The sequence below is a fragment of the Massilia glaciei genome (assembly GCF_003011895.2).
GTDB lineage: Bacteria > Pseudomonadota > Gammaproteobacteria > Burkholderiales > Burkholderiaceae_D > Telluria_A > Telluria_A glaciei.
On record NZ_PXWF02000314.1, the window covers coordinates 26,762 to 44,536 of the forward strand.

Below are 17,775 nucleotides of genomic sequence, written 5' to 3' on the forward strand. Positions count from 1 at the left end.
CGCAATCGCAACCAAAGATCACAGCCTTTTTAAAACCGGGGTCTGACCCCGATATAGGAATAAATTGGCGCCAGACCACGCCGCAGCCCCTGCGGAGCGCCCGATCCGGCAAAAAATTTCATAAGTGGGGTCAGACCCCGGTTACGAAATCTTATAATCGGTAATGATTTTCACTTGATCGCAGCCGACCCGGCTCATCGGGAATTCAATGACTTTCATCTTGCCGCCGCGCATGCCCTCGATGCGCGCGCGCAGCTTGGCCGCGCCCTCGCGCGCGTAGATCACGCGCTGCAGGAAATCGTGCCCACGGTTTTCGAACACGGCTTCGACGTCGCTGATCCGCAGTAAGGGAAACGTCGCGCCCGGCTGCCCCGCCGGATGGGCCACGAAGGCGAGCCTGCCATCGTCGAGCGCACGCAACTGCATGAACTCGAAGTCGACCGTCTTGCCTTGCCTGACCGTGCGGCCCGCGCCGAGCATGGTGCCGCCCGCCAGGCTGCCCCAGTTTTCACCCGAGCCCGCCTCGCCCGTGTCGCTCTGCCAGCAGCCCGACAGCCAGGCGAGCTTGTTGATGTCGGGTTCTGCCGCCCGCGCCTGCGCGCCGAGGGCGGCAAGTGCGATGGCGGCGAGCAGCAGCTTGCGCATGGGATTCCTTGGCAGGTGGACGGCCCGTCAGTCTAGCACCGGCCCCATGGCGGGGGGCAACAAGCTTCAGGGAAGGTGCAAGCCCGGCTGCTGCACGAGCGGGAACGGCCGCAGTGCGTCCATGGCATCGGCCACGCGCTCCTCCACCACCGCCTCGAGCTGCGCGATCTCGTCGCGCTTATCCCTGATCCAGCGGTCGTAATGGCACAGCGACTCGCGCAGGTGCAAGGCGACCGTCAGGCGCCCCGCGTTCTTGGCCAGCGCCAGGTCGTTGTTGATCTCGGCGCGCTCCGTCAGCAGGCTGTCCAGCTCCATGCCCAGCTCTTTGATGCCCATTCGAACCTCCGTTACGGAATTGATCGAAGGAAAGGGTAGCATGGCAAAACTGCAATAAACAGCGCCTACTATTGAGCTAGATCAAGCCAATGATTGGCTTGCCGCAGTAACTGATCAATCGCGGGCCAGGCCCGCGAGCGCGGCCTCGTAGGCGGGCTCGCCCGAAATCGTGTTGTGGCCGGCACCGGGAATGAGCACCAGGCGCGCCACGCCCGGCTGGAAGCGCGCGAGCAGCTGCCGCGAGCTGGCGGGCGGGATCAGCGTGTCGTCTTGCGCGACCAGCAGCGTGGTCGGGGCGCCGACCTTGGGCGCGTAGCGCCACGACTCGAATTTGTCGGTGAGCAGCCAGCGGATCGGAAAATACGGGAGCTGGCCGGCGGCGAGGGCGGCGATGCTGTCGTACGGGGTCACCAGCACCAGACGCGCCACCGGCCGCATGCTGGCCAGCCGCACCGCGAGGCCGCTGCCAAGGCTGCGCCCCATGACCAGCACCTGCGGATGGTCCGCGTGGACCCGGTCGAACAGCGCCAGCGCGTCGGCCGCCAGCGCCGCCTCGGAAGGCGCGCCCGTGCTGCCGCCGTAGCCGCGGTAGTGCATCAGGTACAGCGCATGCCGCGGGAACAGCCGCGCCAGCGACGGCAGGCTGGCCGCGACGTCCTCGGCGTTGCCGCCGAAATAGACCAGCGCCTTGGCGCCCGCGCGCGGCAGCACCGACAGGTTCAGGCGCGCGCCCGGCACCTCGAGCGCCATGACCGGCGTGGTTTGGTTGCGCGGCTGCGGGAAGTAGATCATCGAGCGCTGCATCAGGAACAGCGCCAGGCAGGCCAGCGCGTAGGCGATCAGCGCGCCCGCCAGGATGATGCTCAACATGCGCCGGGCAGCCCTGCCCATGCTATTGCATGAGCTCTCTGATCACGCGCACCGGCGCGCTGCCATAGCTGAGGAATTTGTCGTGGAATTCCTTGAGCACGAAGCGCGGGCCGAGCGCCTGCTTGCGCTCCTCGCGCAATTCCATGATCTCGCTGTAGCCGCTGAAGTAGCTGGTCAGCTGCACCGAACTGACTTTCGCGCGGTGCCATTTTTCGGTCGCCTCGCTGCGGGTCTGGAACGCCTGGCGCGTCAGCATGTTGACCGCCTCCTGCTCCTGCATGCCCAGCACGTGCACGCTGTAGTCGAGGATGGTGTTGGTGACGCTGCGCAGGTTCCACTTCGAGTACATCAGCCACATCTCGGGGGCGTTCTCGCCAAAGCCGTTCTCGAGCATCATGCGCTCGCCGTAGACGGCCCAGCCCTCGACCATGGCGCCGTTCCCGAACAGCGACTTGATCAGCGACGGCGATTTGTTGGCGTGCACCAGCTGCGCGTAGTGGCCGGGAATGGCCTCGTGGATGTTCAGGATCTGCAGGATCCAGTGGTTGTACTCGCGCAGCTTGCTCTCGGCCGCCTCCGGCGTGTCGCCATCGAGCGGCGTGACGTTGTAGTAGGTGGGGTCCTGCGGGCGGTAAGGGCCGGGCGCCTCGATGCTGGCGCCGGCCACGCCGCGCTGGTACATCGGCGTCTCGCGCACCATCAGCGGCTTGTCCGGGTCGAGCGTGAGCAGGTCCTTGGCGATGACGAATTCCTGGAGCAGGGGAATCTGGCGCCGGATCTCGGGGAAGAAGTCGGCGCGCGCCACATGGCGGGTCGAGAGCTGGTCGATCACCATGCCGATCTTGGCGGAGCGGTCGGCCGGCTTGGCCGCATTGCCCATGACCTTGGTCCAGAGCTCGTCGGCCAGGGTGTTCATCTGCACCAGCAGCAGTTCGCGCGCGGCCAGCGCCTTGCGGTAGGTTTGCTCGGCGCTGCTGCCGGACTGGATGTCGTGCCTGAATTTGGCCTCGTACATGGCCTGGCCGATGCGGAACGAGCGCGAGCTGTTGGTCGCCTGCTGCAGCGCGTCGAGCGTGGTGAGGTGGGACACGAAACCGTGGACGGCGTCGATCGCCGCGGCCACGCGCCGGGCGGCCAGCCGCTTCTCGGCCGGGGTCAGGATCGATTCGAGCATTTCCTTGCGCAGGTCGGCCAGCAGCGAGAGCGTGCCGGGCGCCTGCTTGATGGCGAGCTGGGTGTGTTCGTGGGTCGGGGTGACGATGCTCTCGCGCGCCGCCTTGTAATAGGCCGGCACGTTGGCGACGCGCGCGAGCAGGGTGCGCAGGCGCTGCGGCTTGGACGCGTAGCTGGCGTTGAGGACCATGTCGATCGGGCCGGCCACGTTGTAGAGCGAGGGATTCCATTCAAACTCGCGGAACGTGGTCAGGTACCAGCGGTCGGCGTTGAGTTTGTTGGTCAGCAGGGCCAGGTCGGTGCGTTGCTTGTCCGAGAGCTGGCGCGGATCGAGGCGCCCGAATTTTTCGAGCCAGTCGTCGGCGAACATGATCTGCTGCGCGCGGGTGGCCACGTTGGGCAGCGTCAGGCGGGCCGCCGTTTCGTATTTGCCGGCCGCGATCGCGCTTTCCGGGTCGACGCGCCACAGTTCGCCGAGGAAGCGCATGCTCAGGGTATTGAAGGCGCGGTCCTGGCGGCTGCCGGTGTCGACCGGCGGGGCCACGGCCTTGCGCAGGGGCGCCTTGGCCTTGGCGCCTCGCGCCTTGACCGTCTTGCCCGACTTGGCCTTGGCGCCGCTTTTTTTCGACTTGGCCGCGCTTGCCGGTGCCACGGCGAACATCGCCAGCACGACGGCGAGCGCTATCTTCTTTTTCAACATGTTCAGACCACCTTATGACTTGTAGTTGCGACTTGTAGTTGCGACTTTTAAGTCGCGACTTGTAATTGCAATTTGTATTGACGACTGTGCAGACGGAATGCGCGCCGATTAATCGATCACGCCCGCGCGCATCAATTCCTGTTGTTTCTTGTTTAGACGGACGACCGCGTCGCGCCCGCCGCCGATATGGGTGAGGTAGATTTCGCTATTCTTGGTGAAGCGGTGCCCGATGCGCACCGAGTACGAGCCCGAGACCCAGCCCCAGAATCCCGGTTCGAAGACGGCCTCGTCCATGTCGCGCCACTTGACGCCGTCCAAGCCCTTTTTCCAGGGCAAAATGCCCGAATAGACCCAGACCCCGATGTCATCGTAGTACAGCTGGACGCTGCGCAGCGAAAGGATGCGGTAGCCGACGATGAGTGCCGACACGGCCAGCACCACGGCGGCCGCGGTCTCGTTCCAGATGAACGCTAGCGGCAGCAGGCCGCCAAACAGCACCGCCGCCAGCAGCAGCGTGCCGAGGTAGGCGACCCACGACTTGGTGCCGACCACAATGGCGCCAGCGCCGACCTGTCCTGCGTTGTCTTGTTCCATCTTTGTCCTTCTTGTTCTTTGGCGCGAACGCGGTTTGTCACGCTGAGGCCATGATGATGTCACGAAATAGGGGTGTACGCCAAACCCTACTGTCGCTGTAAGTATGCGGAGAGCATGCGCGGACCGGCTCGCAGGCGCAATGCTTCGCATTACGAATTCCCTGCTCTCCCCCTGTGTCCCTGTAGGGAGGGAGTCTGCGCGAGTACGCGCAGACCGGCTCGCAGGCGCAATGCTTCGCATCGCTAAACCCCTGCTCTCCCCTGTGTCCCTGTAGGGAGGGAGTCTGCGCAAGCATGCGCAGACCGGCTCGCAGGAGCAATGCTTCGCATCGCTAAACCCCTGCTCTCCCCTCCTGCAGCATCTTGAGCATATCCTGCGGCGACATCCTCGCCGCCAGGTCGCTGCCCTCGAGCAGGCTGTCGGCCAAATCGCGCTTGTGCTTGTGCAGGTCGACGATGCCCTCCTCGATCGTGTGGCGCGACACCAGCCGGTAGATCGTCACTGGGCGCAGCTGGCCCATGCGGTGGGCGCGGTCCGACGCCTGGTCCTCAACCGCCGGATTCCACCACGGGTCCATGTGGATCACATAGTCGGCCGCGGTCAGGTTGATGCCCACGCCGCCTGCCTTGAGGCTGATCAGGAACACGTCTCCCTGGCCGGCCTGGAACGCGTCGACCCGCTTTTTACGCTCCTGCATCGGGGTCGCGCCATCGAGGTACTGGTAGCCGATGCCGCGCGCGTCGAGGTGCTTGCGGATCAGGCTCAGATGGTCGACGAACTGGCTGAACACGAGCACCTTGTGCCGGTTCTCGAGCAAATCGTCGAGCAGGCGCGCGAACACCGTCAGCTTGCTGCTCTGCAGACCCAGCTCGGGCGCGACCAGGTTCGGGTTGCAGCAGGCGCGCCGCAGCTTCATCATCTCGGCCAGGATCTGGATCGACTTCTGGTTGGCCGGCGCCTCGAGCGAGGCCAGCTTGTCGAGCGCGTCGCGGCGCAGCGACTCGTACAGCGCGGTCTCTTCGGCCGTCAGTTCGACCGGCAGCACGATCTCGGTGCGCGACGGCAGTTCGGCCAGGACCTGGCGCTTGGTGCGGCGCAGGATGAACGGCTGGATCAGGCGCCGCAGGCGCGCCCGCGCAGCGGCTTCGGCCAGCTTGTCCTGGGCCCGCTCGATCGGCCCGGCGAAGCGCAGGTTGAACTGGTCGCTGGTGCCGAGCAGCCCCGGATTGATGAAGCGGAACAGGTTCCACAGCTCGCCCAGGTGGTTCTCGAGCGGGGTGCCTGTGGCCACCATGCGGAAGCATCCCTGCAGCGCCATCACGGCCTGCGAGCGCTTGGTCGCGTTGTTCTTGATCGCCTGCGCCTCGTCGAGCACGATCACGTTCCAGTCGACCTTGGCGAACTGCGCCGCCTCGAGCTGCAGCAGTCCATAGCTGCAGATCACGAGGTCGAACGGCTGCAGCTCGCCCAGCATCTGGGCGCGGTCGCCGGCCCCGAACAGTTTGACGTTGAGCGTGGGCGCAAAGCGCGCCGTCTCGCTGACCCAGTTCATGCACACCGAGGTCGGCGCGACCACCAGCGTCGGCCCTTGCGGCGCGCGCGACAAGATCAGGGCCAGCGCCTGCAGCGTTTTACCCAGCCCCATGTCGTCGGCCAGGCAGGCGCCCACGCCCCAGTGGGCCAGCCGCGCAAGCCACGCGAAGCCGTCGACCTGGTAGTCGCGCAATTCGGCCTGCAGGGTGCTTGGCAGCTGCGGCGTGAAGGTGGCGGTGTCGGCCAGCCGCGCGAGGTGCTCCTTCCAGACCTTGTCGGCCTTGACGCCACCCACGTCGGCGGCCAGCTCCTCGAGCGCGAAAGTGGCCAGGTGGTGCACGCGCACGCCGTCGGCATCGGCGTCGCTGAACGCGGCCAGGTCCATCAGGCGCTTGTGCAGCTCCGAGCTAAGTGCCAAAAACTGGTTGTCGCCGAGCGCCACGAAGCGCCCCTTGCTGTCCTTGATCGCGTCGAGCAGGTGGCGCAGGTCCATCACCTTCTCCTCGTCGATCTGGACCTCGCCGCTGGCGGCGAACCAATCCTTGTCGCGCTTGATCTTAAGGCGCACCGATTTGCTGTCGACCCGCTTGGAAACCCGGAACGACTCGCCCTCGGGCCAGGCGATCAGCACCTTGGCCGGGTCGAGCTCCTGCAGTTCGGCCAGCAGTTCGAGGCACTGGATTGGGTGCCCGAGCAGCCACTCGCCATGCTCGGCCTCGGCCTGTTCGAGCGCGTGGCACGCTGCCACCAGTTCGCGCTCGGCCTCGCGCTCGGCGTTCAGGCCGCGGCGCGCCTCGATGCGCGCGCCGCCCACATCTGCGATCACCGACTCGGCGCCGCTGCCGGGCGGGTAGTAGGCGCCGGCGTCTGGCAGGGGCCGCACCAGCACCTGCATCTTGAGGCCCTGCTGGTACGGCAGCAGGTGCACATGCACGCGCGCGTCGGCGTCGACCTGCGCGATGTCGATTGCGCTGCCGCCGATGTCTGACTGCACCGTCACGATCGACGAGATCGCGCTGATCGCCTTGAGCACCTGTTTTTCGGCGTGCAGCGGCACCACCAGTCCGGTGCCGACGATGGCGCCGATGCGGCGGTGCTCCTCGCGGATCTGCACCACCCGCAGGCGGGTCGGCGTCTCGCGCGTGACGCAAGTGTCGTCGGTGTCCTCGGTCACGGGTGGCTGCATGCTGATGGTGACCTGGCCGGCGCGCGCCTTGACCAGCAGTTCGGGTTCGCCCGGCAGCAGTTCGACCCGGGTGCCGGGCGAGTCGGCCCAGAACAGCAGCGGATGGCCGATCAGGGTGGCGACCGCCTTGTCGATGTCGAATTCGTAGCGCGCGCCGCTGCTGCTGTAGTACTTCCAGGCCTTGAGCGTGGCGGCCACGGCGACGTCCTGCGCGCTCAAAAACTCGAGTTCGGCCGCGTCTTCGGACAAGCGCTTGAGGCCCACCGCGCGGCCCTTGCTCCAGCCGCCCTGGGCGTCGCGCTTTTGCTCGCGCGGCTCGAGGTCCTGCACCCCGTAGGTCGGATCGAACTTGATCAGCCAGATCAAGCGCGTCTCCTTGACCGCCGCCTCGACGTTGACCGCCGGCTGCAGGTTGATCAGGGCGTTGAGCTGGCGCTGCCAGGCTTCCTCGCGCTCGAACCAGCCGCACATGTCCGGGATGCGGTGGCGCTGGCGCAGCGCGATGGCGCGCATCTCGTGGCCGACGCCGTCCATCCGGCCCAGCACCGCGGCGAGCTGCGCCGAGATCAGGTCGAAGCCGGCCCGTTCGGACGCCTCGAGCATCTGTTCGAGCTGGGCGCGCTTGTCCTGCAATTGCGCGATCCCGAGCCAGTAGTGCAGCAGCGCGCGGAACATGAACGGCTGCATCGCCGTCTCCCAGTTGCGCGAGGGGAGCACCGCCGCGTCGACGGTGCCGCCGCGGATCTGGCGCAGCATGCTCAGTTGCTGGTAGACGGCGGTGTCGTGGCTTTGCGCCGCGCGCGCGACCAGCTCGAGATAGGCCTCGGCCGCCTTGTGGTGTTTGGGGTCGCTGCTGCGCATGAGCGCGAGCACGTACAGGTGGCCGCCGATGCCCGGAAAGACCATCTTGCGCTTGCCCGTTTCGCGCCGTGCCAGCTTGAGCGACTGCTCGAAGCCGGCCAGCGCCTCGCCGTGTTGGTCGCGCAGCAGCAGGATCACGCTGCGGAAGAACAGCGCCAGCGAATCGTCGAGCTCGTGCAGCAGCGCGGCCGCGTCGTCGAGCCGGCCGCACAGGATCAGGTGCTCGGCCAGCACCAGGCGCAGCGCCATCGAGGCCGCGCCCTGGCGCACATGGTTGGTGGCGAAGTCGCGCAGGCGCGGCGCGTCGGACGGCTCGAACTGGGCGTTGGTGAGCAGCACCTTGAGCACCTCGTCGCGCATCGAGGGATGGATGCGGGCGAACATGCCCTGGTCGAACGGACGGCCGCAGATGTCGACCAGCGGGTGCAGGTAGCCGGCCTCGTGGCAATTCATGCACGCCGCCAGCAGTGGCATCACCGTCTTCGGCTCGTCGCCGCCGACCAGCGCCATGCGCAGCAACGCCATGCCCTGCCGGTAGCTGCGCAGCACCACCAAGCCCTGCCAGTTCTTGCGCAGCGGGGTAAGGCTGGTGTACGCCGCGCCCAGTGCGTAGAACTTGCCCTGGTCGAGCGCGCGCCGCAGCGCCGGCCAGCCCAGCTCCGGCGTGTGCACGAAACCGCGTCCGGTGATTTCGCCGACCATGCCGTCCTTGCGCATCCGCGCCAGCAGCTCTGACAGCGTTGCCTCCTTGTCCAAGACATGGGCCGCGGCCAAGTGCTCCAGCAGGCGCACCCTTCCCATCGGCTCGCCGGCCAGCGCGAGCATCGCCACGATCAGCTGTTCGTGCTCGCCGGCGTGTTCGAAGCGCGTCAGCAGATCCGGTTCGCTCATTGCGTCGGCAGGTTCTCGATCGTGATCGCGGCGCCGGCGCCCGAGGCCAGGCCGAAAATGCGCAGGTAAAAGTACAGCTCCGCCTCGAGCGTGGCGATGATGCTGTCGGCCTTGCGGAAGCCGTGGCCCTCGCCTTCGAGCGTCATGTAGGCCACCGGCACCCCGCTTCTGCGCAGCGCCTCGACCATGACCTCCGATTGCTGCGGCGGCACCACCTTGTCGTCGAGGCCCTGGAAGAAGATCATCGGCCGCTTCAGGCGCTCGGCGTGGTTGATCGGGGAGCGCAACTGGTACAGGGCCTCGGCTTCGGGCGGCGGCGCGATCAGGTACTGGGTGTAGTGCGACTCGAACTTGTGCGAATCGGAGTCGAGCCCCTTCAGGTCGGACACGCCGTAGTAGCTGGCGCCGGCCTTGAACACGTCGTGGAAGGTCAGCGCGCACAGGGTGGTCAGGCCGCCCGCGCTGCCGCCGCGGATCACCAGCCGCTCGGGGTCGACCAGCCCGCGCGCGGCCAAGTGTTGGGCGCCGGCGACGCAATCCTCGACGTCGATCACGCCCCACTGGCCCTTGAGCGCGTCGCGGTAGGCGCGCCCGAAACCGCTGCTGCCGCCGTAGTTCACGTCCAGCACCGCGAAGCCGCGGCTGGTCCAGTACTGGGTCGCCAGCTTGAGCGTGTTGCTGGCCATGCTGGTGGGCCCGCCGTGGCCTATCACCATCAGCGGCGGCAGGCTGCCGGGCGCCGCCTCGAACCCGGCGTTGCATGGCGGGTAGTAGAAGGCGTGCGAGGTGCGCCCGCCGGCGCTCGGGTAGCTGATGCTCTCGGGGACCGACAGCATGGCGACCGGCGGCAATTGGGCGATCGAGCGCGCCAGGATTTCGCGGCGCTTGCCATACAGGTCGATGCGCGCCAGCTCGAGCGCGATGGTCGGCGCGCCGCCCAGGAAGGCGATCGTGCCGCCGCACACGCGCAGCTCGCGGATTTCCTGGTACGGGTGCTCGATCGGGCGCAGTTCGCCGCTGACAGTGGACAGCTGCGCCAGCCGGCTCACGCCGTCCTCTATATAGCTGCAGATGATCTCGAACTCGCTGCGAAAGCCGTACATGCTGCCGCCGAAGGTCCACATCGGGGTCGCGAATTCGGCCGCGCGCGCGCACAGCGGCTGCGGCGCCGAGCCGGCCATGAGGTACAGATTCCAGTGGCCGCTGCGGTCCGACACGAAATGGAGCACGCCCTCGGGCGACCATTCGGGCTGGCAGATCGAGACGTCGGTGTCGCCGTCGATCACGCGCGCGTCCGACAGGCTGCCGTCGGGCGCGACGTTGGCCACCCACAGCTCGGTGCCCTCCCACGGCATGTGCGGGTGGTTCCAGCTGAGCCAGGCGAGCTGGCGCCCGTCCGGCGACAGGCGCGGCGCGGCGTAGAAGTCGGCGCCCTCGACCAGCACCGTCTCGCTGCCGTCGAGGCCGATCGCGCACAGGGTGTTGGCCGGCTGCAGGCTGCTGCGGCTGTGGTCCTCGCACACGGCGATCAGGCGCCGGCGCACGCTGTCGAGGCAGAAATCGGCATAGCGCCGCGTGCCGCCCGCGCTCAGGGCGACCGGCGCGCCGTCGTCGGTGATGGTGTAGACGCGGTTGTCGGCGAAGTGCGAGAAATACACCACCCCCCCGTGCACCAGGCAGGCCGCGCCGCCGTATTCGTGCACCCGGGTGCGCACATTGAAGGGCGCCGGCGTCATTTCGGCGACCACGCCGCCGCGCCGGCGCATCAGGGTGGTGCGCCCGCCCTCGCTCGCGCGCCCCTCGAGCCAGTAAATGTCGGCGCCGTCGAGCATGGGCTGCGAGAGCGCCGTGGCGCCGGCCGCCACCACGCTCGCGCTGATCGGGGAGGGCCAGATGCCGCATTCGGCGGCTTGTTTAGGTGGGGAGGCGGTCATGGGAGGGGGCTCTGATTGGACAAGGTACCGCATGATAGTTAATCCCCGGTGCCGGCGCAATTGCGCAGCGTGGGTGGCGGGGGCATAGGATGCGATAATAGCGGCTTTCTCCAAGCTCCCATTGTCAGACATGCCACAATTCGCCCCCCTCAAGAACGACACCTTCCTGCGCGCGCTGCTGCGCCAGCCCACCGATTACACCCCCGTGTGGCTGATGCGCCAGGCCGGACGCTACCTGCCCGAGTACCGCGCCACGCGCGAGCGCGCCGGATCGTTCCTGGGGCTGGCGAAAAACCCCGACTACGCGACCGAGGTGACGCTGCAGCCGCTCGATCGCTTTCCGCTCGACGCCTCGATCCTGTTCTCGGACATCCTGACGGTGCCCGACGCGATGGGCCTGGGCCTGTATTTCGCCGATGGCGAGGGCCCCAAGTTCGAGCGTCCGCTGCGCACCGAGGCCGAGGTCATGGCCCTGCGCGCGCCCGACCTCGACTCGCTCGACTATGTGTTCAAGGCCGTCACCCAGATCCGCACCGCGCTCGATGGGCGGGTCCCGCTGATCGGTTTTTCGGGCAGCCCCTGGACGCTGGCCTGTTATATGGTCGAGGGTGGCGGCTCCAAGGAATTCCACACCATCAAAAAGATGCTCTACAGCCGCCCGGACCTGATGCACCACATCCTGGCCACCAACGCGCGCGCCGTGGCCGAGTACCTGAACGCCCAGATCGACGCCGGCGCGCAGGCGGTCATGATCTTCGACTCGTGGGGCGGGGCGCTGGCCGACGGCGCCTACCAGAAATTCTCGCTCGACTATATGCGCCAGGTGGTCGGCCAGCTCAAACGCGACAAGGACGGCGTGCGCATCCCGGCGGTGGTGTTCACCAAGGGCGGCGGCCTGTGGCTCGAGCAGATCGCCGACATCGGCGCCGACGCGGTCGGACTCGACTGGACGGTCGACCTCGCGCGCGCGCGCGCCCTGGTCGGGCACAAGGTGGCGCTGCAGGGCAATCTCGACCCGGCCATCCTGTTCGCCAGCCCGGACCAGATCCGCGCCGAGGTCGAGCGCACGCTCGACGCCTACGGCGTGCCGGGCGCGGGCTCGGGCCACGTGTTCAACCTGGGCCACGGGATTTCACAGTTCACGCCGCCGGAGTCGGTCACGGCGATGGTCGAGGCGGTGCACAGCCACAGCCGCAAGCAGCGCGGCCAGTGATGTAGTCTGGGTAAAGCCGCGCGGACGAAAAGGTCTGAATCACAGCCGCCGGCGGCCCCGTCCCTGTAGCCAAAAACCACAGTTATGCACATTTTTCCGCAAGGCAACTAGATTGTGGACGTTTGTGCGCCGGATTTTTTATTTATTCGTAAGTGCTTGATTTTTAACGAATTAAATTTTGATGCTTGCGCTTGTTCAGGCGCGCCGGTGGCGCGGGCGCAGAGTGAAAACACGGTTTTGAGAATCTTGTCCACAAAGTTATCAACAGGATTTGTGGATAAAAGTAAAAAGTGCTGCGTTTACCGTGACTTAGGCGAGATGTGAAGGTTTCACATGAGGTTGCCGCTGCAATGCATGATATTTTTATATCGAATATGCGACGGTCCTGCTGGCGCCAAAGCGTATATCTGGCGCGGCCCGTGGAGGTGGTCGGCCAGTCATGCCGGGCTTGGGAAAACGGCCTACTTCGACGACAAAAACTACCACGGCCCATTCACTTATGCACAATGAATCACCGCGGGGCGAATAGTTGTCCCCACTGGGGGCGCGTTTGCAAGTAATTGAAAATAAACGACTATTTAAAGTTGCACATTGGTAAAGCAAGGAGACTGTTGCGTTCAAACAAATGTTTTGGTAAAACGGAAACGATTTGTCCACAAAGTTGTCCACAAGCTGGGCCGGTTCCAATGAACACCGCCCCAAACCCGCATTGACCCCACCCGAACGGCTCCGATGGCAAGCTGCATCCTCACAATCGCGCTCGACACGCCGCTGACAAGCTGCTTCGACTACCGCTGGCAACACGGGCCGGAGGCGCCGCCGCGCGTGGGGCAGCTGGCGCAGGTTCCGTTCGGGCGGCGCGACGTAGTCGGACTCATCGTTGGCGTGGGCCAACACACGGATGTGCCCGCCGACAAGCTCAAAGACGCGCTGGCGGTGCGCGGCCAGCTCGCGCCGCTGTCGCCGCAATGGCTGGCGCTGGTCGCCTTCGCCGCCGACTACTACCAGCGCCCGCTGGGCGAGGTGGCGCTGCCGGGGCTGCCGAAGAATTTGCGCGTGCTCACCACCGTCGCGCTCGACCGCGCCATCCAAAAGCTGGCCAAGGCCGACTTCGGGCACGACGCCACCCCGCGCGACATGCCCGAACTGAACCCGGCGCAGCAGGAGGCGGCCGACGCCATCGGCGGCGCGCTGGGCTTCACGCCGCTGCTGCTGTACGGTGTGACGGGCAGCGGCAAGACCGAGGTCTACCTGCAGGCCTGCGCCCAGGTGCTGGCGCGCGACGCCGGGGCGCAGATCCTGGTGCTGGTCCCCGAGATCAACCTCACGCCCCAGCTCGAGGGCAACATCCGCGCGCGCTTCCCGGGCGTGATGCTGGCCACGCTGCACAGCAGCCTGTCGGAGGGCGAGCGCATGCTGCACTGGCTGGGCGCGCACGAGGGGCGCGCGCGCATCATCCTCGGCACCCGGCTCGCGATCCTGGCCTCGCTGCCGAATCTGAAACTGATCGTCATCGACGAGGAGCACGACCCCTCGTACAAGCAGCAGGAGGGGCTGCGCTACTCGGCGCGCGACCTGGCCGTTTGGCGCGCGCGCCAGCTGGGCATCCCGATCGTGCTCGGCTCGGCCACGCCGTCGCTCGAGAGCTGGCACCACGCCGGCTCGGGGCGCTACCGCAAGCTCGAACTGCGCGAACGGGCGGTGCGCGACGCCGTGCTGCCGCGGGTGAAGCTGCTCGACATGGAGAAGGACCGGCCCAAGGACGGCCTGACCGCGGCGCTGGTGGCGGCGCTGCGCCAGCGGCTCGAGCGCGGCGAGCAGTCGCTGCTGTTTCTGAACCGGCGCGGCTACGCCCCCGTGATCTGCTGCGAGGCGTGCGGCTGGATCAGCAACTGCACCCGCTGCACCTCGTTCATGGTGCTGCACAAGCCCGAACACCGGCTGCGCTGCCACCACTGCAGCCTCGAGCTGCGCATCCCGCGCGCCTGCCCCGACTGCGGCAACGTCGACCTGCAGCCGCTGGGGCGCGGCACCCAGCGCGTCGAGGAGGGCCTGCAGGCACTGTTCCCCGAGGCGCGCATCCTGCGCATCGACGCCGACTCGACGCGCCGCAAGGGCAGCGCGCAGGAGGCGTTCGACAGCGTGCACCGGGGCGAGGTCGACATCCTGATCGGCACCCAGATGGTGGCCAAGGGCCACGACTTCAAAAAGCTGACGCTGGTGGGCATCCTCAACCCGGACACGGCGCTGTTTTCGCAGGACTACCGGGCCAGCGAACGGCTGTTCGCGCAGCTGATGCAGGTGGCGGGTCGGGCCGGGCGTGCCGCGCGCGCGGAGGGCGGCAGCGTCAGCGAAGTGCTGGTGCAGTCGCGCTACGTGGCCCATCCCCTGTATTCGGCGGTGGTCAGCCACGACTACGACCGCTTCGCCACCAGCCTGCTCGAAGAGCGGCGCCAGGCCGCGCTGCCGCCCTACCTGTACCAGGCATTGCTGCGGGCCGAAGCGCCGGAGCTGGCGCTGGCGATCGAATTTTTGGAGAACGCGCGCGACTGCATCGGGCACGAAGGGATCACGGTCAACGACCCGATCCCGATGACGATGACGCGGGTGCACAACGTCGACCGGGCCCAGCTGCTGGTCGAATGCCCCTCGCGCCCGGCGCTGCAAGCATTCCTGAAAGAATGGTTGGCCGCGATCCGCCAAATGAAAAGCCGCGTCAAATGGTCGCTCGAAGTCGACCCGCTCGACATCTGAACCGAGCGGCGGCGATCCGCGTTGACGACCGGGGTCAGACCCAGGGTCAGACCCCGGGTTCCCCATTTAAGAAATGTTTCATAAGTGGGGTCAGACCCCGGTTTAGCAAAAGTGAGCAAAAGTGGGGTCAGACCCCGGTTTCCAATTTAAGAAATGTTTCATAAGTGGGGTCAGACCCCGGTTTGGGAACATTTTTCTGGAAGCGAACGGCTAAGCTAAAAATGGCGTATCGTCTGCCGGTAACTTAAATTCGAAACCGGGGCAATAATATGAAAGAATTTCACGTCGATGTGGCCGTCATCGGCACCGGCACCGCCGGCATGTCGGCCTACCGCGCCGCGCATGCCCATGGCAAACGCGTGCTGCTCATCGAGGGCGGGCCTTACGGCACCACCTGCGCCAGGGTCGGCTGCATGCCCAGCAAGCTGCTGATCGCCGCCGCCGAGGCGGCCCATATGCTGGCCGCCGCCCCGGGCTTTGGCGTCCACCCGGGCGCCGTCCGCATCGACGGCAAGGCCGTCATGGCGCGCGTGCGCTCCGAACGCGACCGCTTCGTCGGCTTCGTGCTCGAAAGCGTCGACGGTTTCCCGGAGGCCGACAAGCTGCGTGGCCACGCGCGCTTCACCGGCCCCAATACACTGCAGGTCGACGAGCACTCGCTCGTGACGGCCGCGCGCGTCGTCATCGCCACCGGTTCGCGCCCAGCCATCCCGCCCGCGCTCGCCGATGTCGGCCCCGGCGTCATCGTCAGCGACGACGTCTTCGACTGGACCGACCTGCCCACCTCGGTCGCGGTCGTCGGCACCGGCGTGATCGGGCTCGAACTGGGCCAGGCGCTGCACCGGCTCGGCGTGCGCGTCAGCGTGTTCGCCCGCAGCGGCAGCGTCGCCCAGATCAGCGATCCAGAAGTGCTGCACGTGGCCGCCAAAACGTTGGCCGAGGAACTCGACCTGCACTTCCAGACCGAGATCGTGTCCGCGCGCCAGGACGGCGCCGAGGTGCTGCTGACCACCCGCGCGGCCGGCGCCGATGCGCGCGAGGAGCGCTTCCAGTTCGTGCTGGTGGCCGCCGGGCGCACCCCGAACGTGGACCGGATCGGCATCGAGACCACCGGCCTCGCGCTCGACGCCAAGGGCATCCCCGTGTTCAACAGCCGCACCATGCAGTGCGGCGCGAGCCATATTTTCATCGCCGGCGACGCCGACAACGAGCGCCCCTTGCTGCCCGAGGCGTCCGACCAGGGCCGCATCGCCGGCGACAACGCGGGCCGCTATCCCGACGTGCGCCCCGGCCTGCGCCGCACCCCGCTCGCGATCGCCTTCACCGAGCCGCAAATCGGCACCCTCGGTGCCAGCTACCGCGAGCTGTGCGAAACCGGCAAGCCAAAATTCGCGGTCGGTCAGGTGTCGTTTGTGAACCAGGGCCGCAGCCGCGTGATGCTGCAAAACCGCGGCATGCTGCGCGTGTACGCCGAATACGGCACCCGCCGCTTTTTGGGCGCCGAGATGATCGGGCCGCGCGCCGAGAACCTCGGCCACCTGCTGTCGTGGGCCTGCCAGGCGCGCCTGACCGTGGACCAGATGCTCGACATGCCGTTCTACCATCCGGTCATCGAGGAGGGTGTGCGCACCGCGCTGCGCGACCTCTCCGGCGAACTCGATAAAGCGCAGCCCGAAGAGGACTGCGAAGACTGTCCGCCCGGGGTTTAGCTTAGACTAGGAGCCTGTCGGGCTTAGGGAGTCGAAGCGAAATAAGTGCTGGACGAGGACAGATTTTGACGATTTCGCAGTGCCAATAGCGAGCTATTGGCCGAGAAAGCGGCGAAATATCGACCGCACAGCGCTTTTTGCAGCCGACGATCCTAAGTCCGACAGGCTCCTAGTTCAGGTAGGTCGTGTCGAGGCGGCCTTGCGCGGCCATCTCGCGCAGGATGCGGATCGTGTCGATGTCGGCCTCCTGGTAGGCCGAGCGCTTGAAGTCGTCGTACATGGCGTTGGCCGCGTCGGCGGCGGCGTCGTGGCCGTCGTCGTACTTGAAGCGCACGAACAGCGTGTCGTCCGACGGCGCCTCGATCGACACCGTCAGGCTCGAGGCGCTGATCTCGCCCTGCGCGTGCACTTCGTAGAGCACCTGCTGCAGCGGCGTCAAAATCACGCGGTCGTCGATCACCAGTTCGCCGAAGCGGCGCCGGCGCGTGAAGGTGCCGGGTTCGCTGCGCTCGCCCAGCATGCATTCGTCGAGGTGCGGCACGAACAGCATCGGCGACTCGGCGTGCAGCACCAGGCCGCGCCACAGTTGCTCGCGCGTGAGCGTGTCGATCAGCGGGTTGAGTGGGTCGTTGATTTCGACTAGATGTTCGAATTCCATGGCTTTTAATCTGGTGTGGTGGCCCGGCGGCGCCGTGATCCAAGATGGTAACCGATGCCGGCCATCGCCGTGGCGCGCAACCCCGCGGTGCGCAACCAGTTGTGCGTTCTCGAACTTTTCCCGCCGCTATACTCGCAGCACAGCGGCCACCGGCCGCACCCCCAATAACAAGAGCCACCATGACGCCGTCCAAAAATCCGCTTCCGATCCAGTCCGCGCCCCGGCACGCGACCTACAAACGCAGCTTCGACGAGGTGGCCAGGCACATGGCCACGCGCAGTTCGATCACCCGCAGCCAGATGGAGGAGGCCGACGACTCCACCATTGGCGAGCGCGCCGCCGACGCCGTCGCGCGCTTCGGCGGCTCGTGGACTTTCATCATGCTGTTCGCTTTGGTGCTGCTGGCGTGGGTGGGGGTCAATTCGGTCCTGCTGGCCAAGTCCGGTGGAAAGCCGTTCGACCCCTTCCCCTATATTTTGCTGAACCTGTTTTTGTCGATGCTGGCCTCGATCCAGGCGCCGGTGATCCTGATGTCGCAGAACCGCCAGGGCAAGATCGACCGCGAGCGCATGGAGAACGACTACGAGGTCAACCTCAAGGCTGAACTCGAGATCATGGCCATGCACGAGAAAATCGACGCCCATGGAGAGCGCATCGACGAGCTGCTGGCGCTGCTCAAAAAAATGCCGGCCTAGGAGGCTGTCGGACTTAGGATCGT

General features: G+C 66.5%; 13 protein-coding genes. 4 read left to right on the forward strand and 9 right to left on the reverse strand.

What is annotated here, in order from left to right:
* Positions 1 to 141: 141 nt before the first annotated feature.
* The 7 genes from C7C56_RS25145 to C7C56_RS25175 form a co-directional block, all read right to left on the reverse strand.
* Positions 142 to 645, reverse strand: a complete 504-nt coding sequence (locus C7C56_RS25145) for a DUF6265 family protein (RefSeq protein WP_106760088.1) — start codon at positions 643 to 645, stop codon at positions 142 to 144.
* Positions 646 to 711: 66 nt separating this feature from the next.
* Entirely contained in the window at positions 712 to 981 is a 270-nt protein-coding gene (locus C7C56_RS25150; RefSeq protein ID WP_106760089.1) for a hypothetical protein, read from the reverse strand.
* Between the two features lie 114 nt (positions 982 to 1,095).
* The gene (locus C7C56_RS25155) at positions 1,096 to 1,851 is read right to left on the reverse strand and encodes an alpha/beta hydrolase (protein ID WP_109246600.1); all 756 of its coding nucleotides are present in this window, start codon (positions 1,849 to 1,851) and stop codon (positions 1,096 to 1,098) included.
* A gap of 22 nt (positions 1,852 to 1,873) precedes the next feature.
* Positions 1,874 to 3,724 carry a DUF885 domain-containing protein gene (locus C7C56_RS25160; protein WP_106760091.1) on the reverse strand — a complete coding sequence of 617 codons (1,851 nt, stop codon included), beginning with the start codon at positions 3,722 to 3,724 and terminating at the stop codon, positions 1,874 to 1,876.
* A 108-nt stretch (positions 3,725 to 3,832) separates the two neighbouring features.
* Entirely contained in the window at positions 3,833 to 4,318 is a 486-nt protein-coding gene (locus C7C56_RS25165; protein WP_106760092.1) for a hypothetical protein, read from the reverse strand.
* Positions 4,319 to 4,649: 331 nt separating this feature from the next.
* A complete protein-coding gene (locus tag C7C56_RS25170) occupies positions 4,650 to 8,789 on the reverse strand; it encodes a DEAD/DEAH box helicase (RefSeq protein ID WP_106760093.1) in 4,140 nt (1,379 codons plus the stop codon).
* Positions 8,786 to 10,723, reverse strand: coding sequence for a dipeptidyl-peptidase 5 (locus C7C56_RS25175; RefSeq protein WP_106760094.1), 1,938 nt, complete (start codon positions 10,721 to 10,723; stop codon positions 8,786 to 8,788). The genes C7C56_RS25170 and C7C56_RS25175 overlap by 4 nt, the downstream gene beginning before the upstream one ends.
* Before the next feature lie 130 nt (positions 10,724 to 10,853).
* Here C7C56_RS25175 and hemE point away from each other — a divergent pair, with 130 nt between their 5' ends.
* A complete protein-coding gene (gene hemE / locus C7C56_RS25180) occupies positions 10,854 to 11,936 on the forward strand; it encodes a uroporphyrinogen decarboxylase (RefSeq protein WP_106760095.1) in 1,083 nt (360 codons plus the stop codon).
* Positions 11,937 to 12,043: 107 nt separating this feature from the next.
* On the opposite strand, the gene C7C56_RS29135 is transcribed toward hemE, so the two are convergent.
* Positions 12,044 to 12,190, reverse strand: a complete 147-nt coding sequence (locus C7C56_RS29135; RefSeq protein ID WP_181373347.1) for a hypothetical protein — start codon at positions 12,188 to 12,190, stop codon at positions 12,044 to 12,046.
* A 478-nt stretch (positions 12,191 to 12,668) separates the two neighbouring features.
* On the opposite strand from C7C56_RS29135, the gene C7C56_RS25185 reads away from it, so the two are divergent.
* Together C7C56_RS25185 and C7C56_RS25190 are read left to right on the forward strand one after the other, a co-directional pair.
* A complete protein-coding gene (locus tag C7C56_RS25185) occupies positions 12,669 to 14,690 on the forward strand; it encodes a primosomal protein N' (RefSeq protein ID WP_106760096.1) in 2,022 nt (673 codons plus the stop codon).
* 269 nt (positions 14,691 to 14,959) lie between these two features.
* On the forward strand, positions 14,960 to 16,399 hold the full coding sequence (locus C7C56_RS25190) for a dihydrolipoyl dehydrogenase (protein WP_106760097.1): 1,440 nt from the start codon (positions 14,960 to 14,962) through the stop codon (positions 16,397 to 16,399).
* 169 nt (positions 16,400 to 16,568) lie between these two features.
* Here the strand turns inward: C7C56_RS25190 and C7C56_RS25195 are convergent, their stop codons facing one another.
* Positions 16,569 to 17,057, reverse strand: coding sequence for an AtaL-like protein (locus C7C56_RS25195; RefSeq protein ID WP_106760098.1), 489 nt, complete (start codon positions 17,055 to 17,057; stop codon positions 16,569 to 16,571).
* Between the two features lie 179 nt (positions 17,058 to 17,236).
* On the opposite strand from C7C56_RS25195, the gene C7C56_RS25200 reads away from it, so the two are divergent.
* Positions 17,237 to 17,752: a DUF1003 domain-containing protein gene (locus C7C56_RS25200; protein WP_106760099.1), complete on the forward strand. Its 516-nt coding sequence runs from the start codon at positions 17,237 to 17,239 to the stop codon at positions 17,750 to 17,752.
* Positions 17,753 to 17,775: the final 23 nt, after the last annotated feature.

What these genes read in the sequence shown, in the direction of transcription:
- C7C56_RS25145 (WP_106760088.1), bottom strand. Translation starts at nt 645, where the DNA reads ATGCGCAAGCTGCTGCTCGCCGCCATCGCACTTGCCGCCCTCGGCGCG.
- C7C56_RS25150 (WP_106760089.1), bottom strand. Translation starts at nt 981, where the DNA reads ATGGGCATCAAAGAGCTGGGCATGGAGCTGGACAGCCTGCTGACGGAG.
- C7C56_RS25155 (WP_109246600.1), bottom strand. Translation starts at nt 1,851, where the DNA reads ATGTTGAGCATCATCCTGGCGGGCGCGCTGATCGCCTACGCGCTGGCC.
- C7C56_RS25160 (WP_106760091.1), bottom strand. Translation starts at nt 3,724, where the DNA reads ATGTTGAAAAAGAAGATAGCGCTCGCCGTCGTGCTGGCGATGTTCGCC.
- C7C56_RS25165 (WP_106760092.1), bottom strand. Translation starts at nt 4,318, where the DNA reads ATGGAACAAGACAACGCAGGACAGGTCGGCGCTGGCGCCATTGTGGTC.
- C7C56_RS25170 (WP_106760093.1), bottom strand. Translation starts at nt 8,789, where the DNA reads ATGAGCGAACCGGATCTGCTGACGCGCTTCGAACACGCCGGCGAGCAC.
- C7C56_RS25175 (WP_106760094.1), bottom strand. Translation starts at nt 10,723, where the DNA reads ATGACCGCCTCCCCACCTAAACAAGCCGCCGAATGCGGCATCTGGCCC.
- hemE (WP_106760095.1), top strand. Translation starts at nt 10,854, where the DNA reads ATGCCACAATTCGCCCCCCTCAAGAACGACACCTTCCTGCGCGCGCTG.
- C7C56_RS25185 (WP_106760096.1), top strand. Translation starts at nt 12,669, where the DNA reads ATGGCAAGCTGCATCCTCACAATCGCGCTCGACACGCCGCTGACAAGC.
- C7C56_RS25190 (WP_106760097.1), top strand. Translation starts at nt 14,960, where the DNA reads ATGAAAGAATTTCACGTCGATGTGGCCGTCATCGGCACCGGCACCGCC.
- C7C56_RS25195 (WP_106760098.1), bottom strand. Translation starts at nt 17,057, where the DNA reads ATGGAATTCGAACATCTAGTCGAAATCAACGACCCACTCAACCCGCTG.
- C7C56_RS25200 (WP_106760099.1), top strand. Translation starts at nt 17,237, where the DNA reads ATGACGCCGTCCAAAAATCCGCTTCCGATCCAGTCCGCGCCCCGGCAC.